Here is an 11,379-nt window from a genome sequence, read left to right as displayed (position 1 = left end):
TTCAGTCCCAGTCCAGACCCTTGCGGCGCCACACGTAGGCGTAGGCGACGAGCACGGTGACGATGAACAGCAGCATCTCGACGAGCGCGAACACCCCGAGGCCCGAGGAGATCACGCTGCCCGCGTCGTTGGTGAGCGGGGCGAAGGAGACCGCCCACGGGTAAAGGAAGATGATCTCGATGTCGAACACGATGAAGAGCATCGCGGTGATCATGTATTTGAGCGGGAACCGTCCGCCACCGACTGGCTGGGGCGTCGGCTCGATGCCGCATTCGTAGGCGTCGAGCTTGGCGCGGTTCCAGCGCTTGGGACCGGTGAAGGGAGCGATGGCGACCGAGAAGATCGCGAAGCCCCCCGCGAGAACGGCGAGCACCAGGATGGGCACGTAAAGGTCCATCGCTACACCTCCTCTGGAGTCGCCACGCGCGCGGGCGCGCAGCCTGATCTATGTGTTTGCCGGGTGAGTCTGGGATTCATGCTCGTGGCGCGACCTTCGAGAGTGCGTTAATGATCTTGTCCGACGCATCGCCTCGCCGGTCGGTGAGATTACCAAGGAGTTTGAGCGCGAAGCGCATCAGCCTCGGATGGGGCAACCCATGCCTGGTGCCGAAGCTCATCACACCCGGCTTCCCGATTGCCTCCACGAACAACCTGCCCAGCGTGAAATATCCGCCGTAGGCGTCCTTCAGGGTCTGCGGGTAGGTTCGCAGGATCCGCTCCCGCTGCGCGGGGGTGGTGCCCTTGAGGGCCTTGGCGACGACCTCGGCGGCGATCTCGCCGGTCTCCAGGGCGTAGGCGATGCCTTCGCCGTTGAAGGGGTTGATCGATCCGCCGGAGTCGCCGGCGAGCAGAAGGCCGCGCGTGTAGTGCGGCTGCCGGTTGAAGGCCATCGGGAGCGCGGCGCCGCGGATGGGCGCCGTCATGTTCTCCTCGGTGAAGCCCCACTCGGCGGGCATCGACCGGCACCAGCGCATCAGCAGATCGCGGTAGTCGATGTTCTTGAAGTAGGCACTGGTGTTGAGCAGGCCGAGCCCGACGTTGGCGGTGCCGTCGCCGACGCCGAACACCCACCCGTAGCCGGGCAGCAAGGTCTCGTCGTCCCACAGCTCCAGCCAGGTCTCAAGGTAGTCGTCGTCGTGGCGCGGGCTCTCGAAGTAGGTGCGCACCGCCACGCCCATCGGGCGGTCCTCGCGCTTGTGCAGGCCCATGCCGAGCGCCAGCCGGGTGCTGTTGCCGTCGGCGGCCACCACCAGGCGGCTGCGGTAGGTGGCGCCGTCCTTGGTGGTCACCCCCACGATGTGGCCGCTGCGGTCGTCGAGGATCGGGCCGGTGACGGTGACGCCCTCCTTGAGGCGCGCCCCGGCCTTCACCGCCGTCGCGGCGACGATCTCGTCGAAGTCCTTGCGGGTGCGTACGAGCCCGAAGTCGGGGAAGCGCTCCAGCTGAGGCCAGTCGAGCTCGAAGCGGAGGCCGCCGCCGACGACCCGCAGGCCCTTGTTACGGACCCAGCCGGGGGCGTCGATGTCGACGCCCATGTTCATCAGCTGCTTGACCGCGCGCGGGGTGAGGCCGTCGCCGCACACCTTTTCCCTGGGGAACCGGGTCTTCTCCAGAAGCAGCACGTCGAGCCCGGCCTGTGCGAGGTAGAAGGCCGTGGCGGAACCGGCGGGACCGGCGCCGACGACGATGACGTCGGCGTCAGCCTGAATGGCTGCTGGCACGGTCACTGGACTGTCCTGTCCTGTCCTACACACTCGAAGGCACGGGGTGGGTTCGCCTTCGTTCCTTTGTGAACCCCTTCACAAACTGTTCGGCCCGAAGTCTAACCCTTTTCGTGCACAAAGTGGCAGCCGGGGGGCCGTCAGGCGCTAGTAGATCACGTCAGCCCTCACCCTTTCGAGAGCGGCGGCTTGAACCCCCGGTGCATCGCCACAATCCCCAAGCTCATGTTGCGCCAGGCGACCCGCTCCCAGCCGGCCCGCTGGATGACGCCGGCCAGCGTCGCCTGGTCCGGCCAGTCCCTGATCGACTCGGCCAGATACTCGTAGGAGTCGTCGTTGGAGCCGAACATCCCGGCCACCTTCGGCAGCATCCGCATCACGTATTCGCGGTAGACCAGATCGAAGGCGTCGACCGTCACATGGGAGAACTCCAGGATCACCAGCCGCCCGCCGGGCTTGGTCACCCTGAGCATCTCGCGCAGCGCCTGCTCGGTGTCGTGCACGTTGCGCAGCGCCACCGAGATGGTCACCGCGTCGAAGGCGTCGTCGGTGAACGGCAGCCGCATCGCGTCACCCGCGACGAACGGCACCCCCGCACCGGTCAGCGCGTTGCCGCCGTGCCGCCGCACCCCCGTGCGCAGCATGCCGAGCGAGAAGTCGGAGGCGATCGCCCTGGCGCCCAAGGTGGTGAACGAGTCGGTGGAGGTGCCGGTGCCGGCACCGAGGTCGAGGACGATCTCGCCGGGCCCCGCGTCGACGGCGGCGGCCACGGCCTTACGCCACAGCCGGACCTGCCCGAAGGAGATCAGATCGTTGACGAGATCGTAACGCCGGGCGGTGCGATCGAACATCGCGGCGACCTCGTCCGGCTGCTTGTCCAACTGAGCGCGCGTCATACCTCAAGACTATGGCTATCCTGACAATCGACGGAAAGTAGCAGCACCGCTACTTTCCGTCTGCTAAAAATTGGCGAATGCTTGCCCGAGTCGCCCTTGCGGCGATCATCGCAGCGGCCCCCACCGCGCACACCCGCGTGGTCTCGGCCGACCCGGTCGACAGCACCCCTCATGTGCTCGACGGCATCGTGAACGCCATCGCGCTGGTCGGCGGCACCGTCGTGGTCGGCGGCTCGTTCACCGCCGTCGCCGACTCGACCAGGACCACCAGCTATTCACGCGCCAACCTGTTCGCCTACGACCTGGCCACCGGCCGGGTGCTGCCTGACTTCGCGCCGAGCGTGCGCGGCCCGGTGCACAGCCTGGTCGCGGGCGAGTCCGGCACCGTCTACGTCGGCGGCGACTTCCGCTCCATCGACAACACCCGGATCCGGTCGCTGGCGCGCCTCAGCGTGGCCACGGGACAGCCCGTGCGCTCGTTCGCGCCGGAGATCTCCGGCGGCTCGGTCACCACGCTGGCCCGCCGCGACTCCGACCTCTACGCCGGCGGCGACTTCACCCGGCCGCGCGTCGGGCTGGCCGGCCTGAACGCCACGACAGGCGCCGCCGACCCCCGCTTCACGATCACGCCGGGCGAACCGCTGACCGGGAACGTGCGGGTGCACGCGATCGCGGCCACGGCCAACCGGCTCCTGGTCGACGGCAGTTTCACCACCCTCGACGGGCGGTCCAGGCCGCAGCTCGGGCTGATCGACATCAGCGGCGCCACGGCCAAGCTCGCGAACTGGCGCAGCGAGGCGTACCTGAAAAAGTGCAAGGACACCTTTCCTTCCTACGTGCGCGGCCTGGACTTCTCGCCCGACGGGCGTTATTTCGTGGTCGTCACCACGGGCGGGCCCCTGAGCGGCATGTGCGACACCGCGGCCAGGTTCGAGACCTATGCGAGCGGGCAGCGGATCAAACCGACCTGGGTCAACTGGACGGGCGGCGACTCTCTGTACACGGTGTCGGTGACGGGCAGCGCGGTCTACGTGGGCGGCCACCAGCGGTGGCTGAACAACCCGAGGGGCCGCGACTCGCCCGGCCCCGGAGCGGTGCCGCGTGAGGGCATCGGCGCCATTCATCCACGCACCGGAAAGGCGCTGAGTTGGAATCCCGGCCGGGAGCGCGGGATCGGCGTGAAGGCCTTTCTGGCGCACCGCGGCGGACTACTAGTCGGTAGCGACACAACCCGACTCGGACGGGAGTACCATGCCCGGATTGGCATGTTCCCTCTGCCCTAGTCGCCCTGCGGCTTCGGGTGGTCGATCTTGTCGCTGATGCGCGCGCTCATGGCATCGCGCTGTTTGGACAGCAGGACGTAGCTGGCGACTCCGCTGATCACGAAGGACAAAATGATCAGCCACAGTGGGTTAGCGACACCGAGCAGCCACAGCACACCCAGAGTTACGAGAAACAGGCCGATCCGCGACATGGTGTAAACGAGAACAGGACGCACAGGTCGAGATTACTCGCCCGGGGCATCCGGTCGCTCTTCGCATCGGGCGCGAGCGCTGCTACTGTTCCCAGTAAGGATGTTTCGTAAAGAAACACCCACGAGAGCCCCAAAGAGGCTCTATGATATAACAATCGGGCAGTCAGCTGATAACAACCCGTGATCTTTGTAGAAAACCACGGATAAATCAGGCTTCGCTCGACACACTAGTTACCTGTCCGCCCGCTGGCAGGAAGCGGGATGCGAGGGGGAGAGATTGGTGGAGAGTAGCAGCGAGCGTCTGCTGACCCCTGGAGAGGTTGCCGCCCTCTTCCGGGTAGACCCAAAAACGGTTACGCGCTGGGCCGCGGCAGGCCGCATCAGCAGTATCCGCACCCCCGGAGGGCACCGGCGCTTCCGTGAATCGGAAGTGCACGCCCTCCTCCGTGGTGAGGATGTTCTTACGGCCGACAGGCCAACAGGCGAGTCCCCGCGCGTTTGACGTACCGTCCAAGTCGGTGATCCTGTACGCAGGGTCACCGAGACGGGACCTCTGTCCGCGTGCCAACCGCACCATCCGTACGGCGAGCACGGGAAAGGCGTCAACCACCGATCGTGGCTGGCGCCTGGCCAGTTCACAGCGCCCCCTCGCTCACGCGCCTTCCTGGTCGGCCTTGAACGCCAGGAACTCCCGCTCCAGCTCGTCGTTCTCCTCAGCCCAGCGGCGACGGCGCTCGGCCGCCTCCTCCTCGGTCAGCGACTCCTGCAACCACCGGTCGTACTCGGGATCGCCCGGCTCGACCTCGACGTACGCGTTCCCGATCAGGCGCCCGTCTTCGCTGGTCAGGCTCTGCGGCACGCGCAGGGTCCCGTCAGCGAGGCGGATGACGTACATTGCCGATCACCTAGATTCCGTAGCGCCGGTTGAAGAACAGCATCACGTCGAGCGCCATCCGCGTGTTGCCGCCGAGCATGTCCACCAGGGCCGGCCGCTGACGCGAGGCGATGGCGGCGAAGGCGTCGGCGAAGAACTCCTTGCGCCCCAGCCCGCCGCCCTGGCGATGGAAGGACGACGCCAGGAGCGGGGTGAGCTCCTCGAAGAGCGCCACGAACTCCGGCGTGTCCGACACCCAGACGCCCAGCGCCGCGTCGATGTCGTCGATGGCGTGCCCCACCTCGTGCATCATCACGTCCGGTGTCGGTGAGGGCCGGTCCCCCACCACGATCTTGCGATCTCCGTAGGCCCCCGCGCAGATGTCCCACGTCGCCCGGCCCGACGGCAGGGGCGCGCCCCGCAGATAACCCATGTCGTCCAGGTCCGGCACCCCGCCGGGACCCACATAGATGCCTTCGAGCCCGTTGACGAGCCTTTCCTTGATCCGGTCAGGCAGCCTGGCCAGGCTCTCCACGGCCCGCACGACGTCCATCGACGGCCGGCCTCTCCTGGCGTCCCACTGCCGGTGCAGGATCGCCTCCAGTTTTCCGCAGTGGCGCAGCCCGTCGCCCTGCGGAGGCGCGTCGGGACGGTTCGGCTGCGCCCTGGGTAAGGCGTCGTCGAGCTCGAAGTCCTGCCAGGTGTAACGAGGACGCTCCACCACGGCGGCGGACAGGCGCTCGCCCTGATACCAGCGGCGCTCACCGCCCTCCCACCGCTGACGGCCCTGACCATCCTGACCGACCTGACCGACCTGACCGCCGGGCGGCCACGCCTGCTCGGGCTCCTCGCGCGCCCGGTCCCGGTCGCGGAATCCGTAGCCGCCCATCAGGCCGCGGCGTTCTCGGCCACTGGGCTCCTCACGCCCGCTCAGACGACGATCGCGGTCCATCGGCTCCTCTCCACCCGCCAGGCTCAGGTCACGCACGCCGGCACCTCGCCGGCCGGACAGGCGCCGGCCGCGCTCACGCGCCCGCCCGCCGTCGTTCGTCCAGATCGACCGCTCCGCCTCGGGCGCCTCGGTGCGACGCGAGAAGAGGTACGAGCCGCGCCGCCACCAGCGTCCCCGCCGATGACGTCCTTTGTCGTTGGAGAAAGCCATCGCACCTCTCACCACCCCATGACGCTCACCACACCGGATACCGAGGCCGCCTGGATGCGCGGCCCAGCCGGGGCAGACTGCGCCGAATCGTGTTCCACCGTACGACGCCGATCTTCCCTAGTCACCCGGAATGGGACATCAAGGTGGCACGATCACGCTGAGGATGGCTTACAGTTCGGGCATGGCAGGTGTCCTTGTCGGCCTGGCTCTGCTGGCCTTCTGGCTGTTTTCACTGTTCGACGTCGCTACGACCCCCGAGGAAGAGGTCAGGCACTCACCAAAAGCCGTTTGGTTGATCATCGTCGTCGCGCTCCCTCTGATCGGCGGCCTGTTCTGGATGATGCGCGGCCGTCCGAGAGTCGCGCGCGAGACCTGGTCCGTGACCCCGCGGGCCGAAGGCGAACCCGCCCCCAAGGGGCCGGACGACGACCCCGATTTCCTCCGCGAGCTTGAGCGCCGCATGCGCGGCGAAGAGAAATAACGGCGAGAGAAACCACACGAGAGCGCCGCCCTCACCCCCCGGGCGACGCCCCATCACTACCTCGGCACGCCTCCACCAGCCGCGCCGTACGGCATTCCGGCGATCACACGTCCGCGTAGCTGTGCAGGCCCGAGATGAAGATGTTCACGCCGAACAGGTTGAACAGCAGGCAGGCGAAGGCCACCAGCTGCACGATCGTGGCGCGCTGGCCACGCCAGCCGGCCGTGACGCGGGCGTGCAGGTAGGCCGCGTAGCCCACCCAGGTGATGAAGGACCAGACCTCCTTGGGGTCCCAGCCCCAGTAGCGGCCCCAGGCCCGGTCGGCCCACAGCGCGCCCGCGATGACAGCGAAGGTCCACACCGGGAAGGCCAGGACGATCGCGCGGTTGGCCACCTTCTCCAGCTCCGCCTTGGACGGCAGCCGGGACGGGCCCTCCTTGCGGACGAGGTAGAGGATGCCCGCCACCCCGGCCATGATGAACAGGCCGCTGGCCAGGATCGCGGCGGTGACGTGGATGGCGATCCAGTAGGAGTCGAGCGCGGGCACCACGGGCCCCGCCGAGGTGTAGAGCACCTTCACCGCCAGGCCGAGGCACAGGGCGGCGGTGACCATGACGAAGGCGCCGAGGAAGCGCACGTTCCGCCGGAACTGGGTGGCCAGGAAGGCGGTCACCGCGGCGAAGCAGATGCCCACCACGAACTCGTACATGTTGCCCCACGGCCACCGGTCGGCGGCCAGGCCGCGGGTGGCGATGGCGCCGAGGTTGGCCGCCCAGCCGAGCCAGGCGAGCCCCAGGGCCACCAGCCCGGCCTTGACCGACCAGTCCGGCCCGTTCTGCCCATCCAACCAGTCCGCCCCGTCCGGCCCATGCGACCGGTCCGGCCTGTCGCCGGTCCCGGCCACCTCGGCGCCCGCGTCCGCCTCGTCCACCTGGATCTCGTCCGGTGTGCCGGATCCCCCGGCCCCCACGGCCGCGGGAGCCTTGGCCCGCTCACGCGCGGACGCCCGGTCGGGCCGGGCCCGGCCGAAGGCGAGCTCCACCGCGAAACCGACCATGGAGAACAGGTAGAGCAGGACTGCTGCGACCACGAACAGGTCACTCAGTTCGGCGAGTCCTTCAGCGGTCATCCTTGTCTCCTGCTTGTAGAACCTTCACGATGTCGTCGAACTCCTCCGAGAAGCCCGCCGCCGACCCTTCGGTGCGAGTCAGCCCGCCCACCTCGACCGTGCCGTCCTTGACCCGCACCCATACCCTGCGGCGGCGGATCATCAGCGACAGCACGATGGAGACGGTGGCCAGGGCGGCCGCCACCAGGGCGGGGACCCGGCCGGGATCGTAGGCGATCTGGAGCGTCATCCACTCCTTGACCGCGACGAACTCCAGCTTGCCCGCGCCCTCGGGCAGGTCGAGCGACTCCCCGACCGCGAGCGGCTCGGGCACCGCGGTGCCCATGACCAGCGGCTTGAGCTTCTTCATCACCTCGGGCGGGGCGAGCTCGTAAACCGACTGCGGCTGCCCGGAGCGCACCCCGAGGTCGCCGGTGAACGCCCCCAGGACCTGCACCTCAGGCTGGAGCGCGCCGGGGAACGCCGAGGCGAAGGTGCCGTCGGTCAGCGGCACGCTGGTGGGCAGGAACCTGAGCAGGAACCCGAGCTGCGACGGCCGCGCGTCGGGGACCTTGACCACGCAGCCCGAGGTGAGCGACGGCTTGTCCTCGATCAGGCACGGCACCGGCCCCTCGAAGGCGACCTGCCCCTTGCCGTCGGTCACTTTGAAGACGGGGGCGTAACCGTGGCCGAGGAGGTAGGTCTGCGTGCCGTCGACCTCCAGCGGCTCGTTGACCTTGAGCTCGTAGTCGCGGGCGGCCGCCCCCGGCGAGTCGGTGACCTTCAGGAAGCCGGAGTAGTCGAGCTCCTGCCCCTCCTTGTCACCCCCGACCTGGTAGGTGGCCCTGAAGTCGGTCAGCTCGAAGCTGAACGGCTCCAGCGACTCCGCCGACACCTGCTGGCCGGGGATGAACCGGTCGTAGGCGGCCACGGTGTTGGCGAACCCGTCGCCCTCGGCCACCAGCACGTTGCCGCGGTAGCCGTACAAGGATCCGAAACCGACGGCGACCAGCAGGCCGAGCAGTGAGATGTGGAAGAGCAGGTTGCCGGTCTCGCGCAGATAGCCCTTCTCGGCGGACACCCAGCCGTCGCCCGTGTCCACGCGGAAGCGCAGCTTGCGCAGCCGCCGGGCGGACTCCTCGACGGTCAGCTCGCCCGCGAAGGCGGCGGAGTGGGGCAGGCGGGAGAGGTTGCGCGGCGCGGCGGGCGGCCTGCGGCGCAGCTCGCGGACGTAGGTGGCGGTGCGCGGGAGGACGCAGCCGATCAGCGAGGTGAACAGCAGCAGGTAGATCGCCGCGAACCAGACGGAGGTGAAGACGTCGAAGAGCTGGAAGCGGTCGTACCACCCGGCCAGCGCCGGGCTCTCCTGGTAGAGGGTCGCCACCTTGCCCGGCTCGACGCCGCGCTGCGGCAGCAGGGAGCCGGGCACGCTCGCCAGCGCGAACAGGAACAGCAGGATCAGCGCCGTCTTCATCGAGGTGAGCGTGCGCCAGCCCCAGCGCAGCCAGCCGGTGAGACCCATGCCCACCCGGTTGGGCGACTGCTCCCGCTCCAGCTCGTCGACGCTCATCAGATCACCGGCCTGAAGGCGCCGATCAGGCCCTGCATGGTCGCGATCATTTCCCCCCAGAGGCCGGTCACCAGCGCCAGCCCGACAGCCACCATCATGACGCCGCCGATCCTGGTGATCAGCCGCGAGTGCTTGCGGATGGCGCTGAAGGTGCGCAGCGCCCTGCTGTAGGCGAAGGCGGCGGCCACGAACGGCAGCCCGAGCCCGAGCGCGTAGGCGACGGCGAGCAGCGCGCCCCGCGAGGCGCTGCCCTCGTTCAGCCCGAGGCCGAGCACCACGGCCAGGGTGGGGCCGATGCACGGCGTCCAGCCCAGCCCGAACACCACGCCGAGCAGCGGCGCGCCGGCCAGCCCCGCGGCGGGCATCCGGTGGATGCGCACGTCACGCATCAGCCCGGGGATCACGCCGAGGAAGGCCAACCCGAGCAGGATCGTGAGCACGCCGAGCACGCGCGTGATGAGGTCGGCGTTGACCAGCAGGAGCCTGCCGAGCCCGCCGAACAGCGCGCCGGTGGCCACGAACACCGCCCCGAACCCGGCCACGAACAGCGACGTGCCGAGCACCAGCCGCCCCCGCTTGGGGTCGGCGCTCATCCCGGTCACGTACGACAGATAGCCCGGCACCAGCGGCAGCACGCACGGGGACAGGAACGACACGAGCCCGGCCAGCACCGCGATCGGCACGGCCAGCAGCAGCGAGCCGGAGGCGACGATGTCATTCATCGCGGTCACTCATCGCGCACCTTGGTCACCGTGTTCATCAGGTCGGTGTACTTGACCGCGCCGAGCGCCCTGGCGGCGATCCTGCCCTGCTCGTCGATGATCAGCGTGGACGGGATGGCGGCGGGCGGCACCGTGCCCTGGAAGGCCAGCGCGACCTTGCCGGGCTGGTCGAAGATGCTCGGATAGCCGCTCTGCTCGGTGCGCTCGAACGCCAGCGCGTCGGCCTTGCGGTCCTTGAAGTCGACGCCGATGAACTCCACCCCGGCGCCCTTGGTCTTGGCCGCGACCTCCTTGAGCACCGGCGCCTCGGCCCGGCAGGGCCCGCACCAGGACGCCCAGAAGTTGATCACGACGACCTTGCCCTTGTGCGCGGCCAGCGAGGCGGTGCCGCCGTCGAGGGTGGGCCCTTCGATCGCGGGCGCGGGCTGACGGTCGGCCGCCTCGAACACCTGCATCTTGCCGTCGCCCGCGACGAACCGGGTGTCGCCCGCCGTGGGCTGGCCGCTCTGGCTTCCCGCGCATCCGGCGGCCAGCAGAGCCAGCAGGGCGATGGAGACTGACACGGAGATTGACTTCGCGCGCACGGAGGAAGATCTCCTTGTACTACAGCCGGTAGAGCTTGCAACTCTACCGGCGGTGTCAGGCGCCCGGGACGCTGGGGCCCCTCTGCAGCGATCCGGCCGGCTCGCTGTAGCCGACGCTGACGAGCCGGTCGCCGTCGAAGGTGAGCGTGGTGAGGCTGGCCAGCGCGCACTGCCTGCGCCGCGGGTCGTGCCAGAGCCTGCGCCGGCCCTCCGCCGTTATCCGGATCGCCCAGATCGGCAGCTGGTGGCTGACGAGCACCGCCTCGTGGCCGCGTACCGCCTCCCGGGCGTCCTCGATCATCGAGCGCATCCGCGCCACGATCACGGGGTACGGCTCCCCCCAGGAGGGGCGCAGCGGATTCCAGAAGTAGCGGTAGTTGCGTGGGCTGCGCAGGATCCGCAGGCCCTTCCCGACCGTCCGCCCCTCCAGCAGGTTGCCCGCCTCGACCAGCCGCTCGTCGGTGATGATGTCGAGGCCGAGGGTGGCCGCGACCGGGGTCGCGGTCTGCTGGGCGCGCTCCAGCGGCGAGCTGTAGACGGCCTTGATGTCACGTCCGGCCAAGGCCTTGGCGACGGTCTTGGCCATCAACTGCCCGTTCTCCGACAGGTTGTAGCCGGGCAGCCGACCGTAGAGGATGCCACTGGGATTGTGCACCTCACCGTGACGCAAAAGGTGAACGACGGTGGTTTCAGCCATGGTGGGCCTCAGCTTAGCCGGTTCCCTCCCCTTGCCCGCCAGGCCTGATCACCCGTGAGTAGAGTCGGGGCGATCGGAAGGAGCCGCCCG

14 protein-coding genes are annotated in these 11,379 nt (G+C 68.9%); 3 read left to right on the top strand and 11 right to left on the bottom strand.

Going from position 1 to position 11,379, the window contains the following annotated elements; genetic code table 11:
* Position 1: 1 nt before the first annotated feature.
* The 3 genes from ACTMTF_RS26780 to ACTMTF_RS26770 all read right to left on the bottom strand — a co-directional run bounded on the left by ACTMTF_RS26780 (position 2) and on the right by ACTMTF_RS26770 (position 2,617).
* Positions 2–397 (bottom strand): NADH-quinone oxidoreductase subunit A, encoded by a 396-nt coding sequence (locus ACTMTF_RS26780; RefSeq protein ID WP_219504483.1) that lies wholly within the window; start codon positions 395–397, stop codon positions 2–4.
* A gap of 76 nt (positions 398–473) precedes the next feature.
* Positions 474–1,727 carry a geranylgeranyl reductase family protein gene (locus ACTMTF_RS26775; RefSeq protein ID WP_397005696.1) on the bottom strand — a complete coding sequence of 418 codons (1,254 nt, stop codon included), beginning with the start codon at positions 1,725–1,727 and terminating at the stop codon, positions 474–476.
* Between the two features lie 161 nt (positions 1,728–1,888).
* Positions 1,889–2,617 (bottom strand): demethylmenaquinone methyltransferase, encoded by a 729-nt coding sequence (locus ACTMTF_RS26770; protein WP_441113134.1) that lies wholly within the window; start codon positions 2,615–2,617, stop codon positions 1,889–1,891.
* A gap of 77 nt (positions 2,618–2,694) precedes the next feature.
* Between ACTMTF_RS26770 and ACTMTF_RS26765 the strand changes: the two genes are divergently transcribed.
* Positions 2,695–3,900 carry a hypothetical protein gene (locus ACTMTF_RS26765; protein WP_441113133.1) on the top strand — a complete coding sequence of 402 codons (1,206 nt, stop codon included), beginning with the start codon at positions 2,695–2,697 and terminating at the stop codon, positions 3,898–3,900.
* Here ACTMTF_RS26765 and ACTMTF_RS26760 read toward each other — a convergent pair.
* A complete protein-coding gene (locus ACTMTF_RS26760) occupies positions 3,897–4,091 on the bottom strand; it encodes a DUF4229 domain-containing protein (protein ID WP_397005701.1) in 195 nt (64 codons plus the stop codon). The genes ACTMTF_RS26765 and ACTMTF_RS26760 overlap by 4 nt on opposite strands.
* Before the next feature lie 280 nt (positions 4,092–4,371).
* On the opposite strand from ACTMTF_RS26760, the gene ACTMTF_RS26755 reads away from it, so the two are divergent.
* Entirely contained in the window at positions 4,372–4,593 is a 222-nt protein-coding gene (locus ACTMTF_RS26755) for a BldC family transcriptional regulator (protein ID WP_181616591.1), read from the top strand.
* A 150-nt stretch (positions 4,594–4,743) separates the two neighbouring features.
* Here ACTMTF_RS26755 and ACTMTF_RS26750 read toward each other — a convergent pair whose 3' ends face one another.
* Positions 4,744–4,986 (bottom strand): hypothetical protein, encoded by a 243-nt coding sequence (locus tag ACTMTF_RS26750; RefSeq protein ID WP_441113132.1) that lies wholly within the window; start codon positions 4,984–4,986, stop codon positions 4,744–4,746.
* 10 nt (positions 4,987–4,996) lie between these two features.
* Positions 4,997–6,127 (bottom strand): hypothetical protein, encoded by a 1,131-nt coding sequence (locus ACTMTF_RS26745; RefSeq protein ID WP_441113131.1) that lies wholly within the window; start codon positions 6,125–6,127, stop codon positions 4,997–4,999.
* A 181-nt stretch (positions 6,128–6,308) separates the two neighbouring features.
* Here ACTMTF_RS26745 and ACTMTF_RS26740 point away from each other — a divergent pair, with 181 nt between their 5' ends.
* The gene (locus ACTMTF_RS26740) at positions 6,309–6,608 is read left to right on the top strand and encodes a PLD nuclease N-terminal domain-containing protein (protein WP_397005707.1); all 300 of its coding nucleotides are present in this window, start codon (positions 6,309–6,311) and stop codon (positions 6,606–6,608) included.
* 103 nt (positions 6,609–6,711) lie between these two features.
* Here ACTMTF_RS26740 and ccsB read toward each other — a convergent pair whose 3' ends face one another.
* The 5 genes from ccsB to ACTMTF_RS26715 are packed head-to-tail and all read right to left on the bottom strand — an operon-like array spanning position 6,712 to position 11,289.
* Positions 6,712–7,737, bottom strand: a complete 1,026-nt coding sequence (ccsB, locus tag ACTMTF_RS26735; RefSeq protein WP_441113130.1) for a c-type cytochrome biogenesis protein CcsB — start codon at positions 7,735–7,737, stop codon at positions 6,712–6,714.
* A complete protein-coding gene (gene resB, locus ACTMTF_RS26730) occupies positions 7,727–9,286 on the bottom strand; it encodes a cytochrome c biogenesis protein ResB (protein ID WP_441113129.1) in 1,560 nt (519 codons plus the stop codon). Before resB ends, ccsB begins: the two co-directional genes overlap by 11 nt.
* Positions 9,286–10,008 (bottom strand): cytochrome c biogenesis CcdA family protein, encoded by a 723-nt coding sequence (locus ACTMTF_RS26725; protein ID WP_397005713.1) that lies wholly within the window; start codon positions 10,006–10,008, stop codon positions 9,286–9,288. The genes resB and ACTMTF_RS26725 overlap by 1 nt, the downstream gene beginning before the upstream one ends.
* 5 nt (positions 10,009–10,013) lie before the next feature.
* Entirely contained in the window at positions 10,014–10,592 is a 579-nt protein-coding gene (locus ACTMTF_RS26720) for a TlpA family protein disulfide reductase (RefSeq protein ID WP_441113128.1), read from the bottom strand.
* 55 nt (positions 10,593–10,647) lie between these two features.
* Entirely contained in the window at positions 10,648–11,289 is a 642-nt protein-coding gene (locus tag ACTMTF_RS26715; protein ID WP_397005717.1) for a histidine phosphatase family protein, read from the bottom strand.
* Positions 11,290–11,379 lie beyond the last annotated feature (90 nt).

It is taken from the genome of Nonomuraea sp. ZG12, assembly GCF_052068115.1.
Classification (GTDB): domain Bacteria; phylum Actinomycetota; class Actinomycetes; order Streptosporangiales; family Streptosporangiaceae; genus Nonomuraea.
Note: the sequence above shows the minus strand (reverse complement) of the source record. Positions and strands in the feature narration are given on the sequence as shown.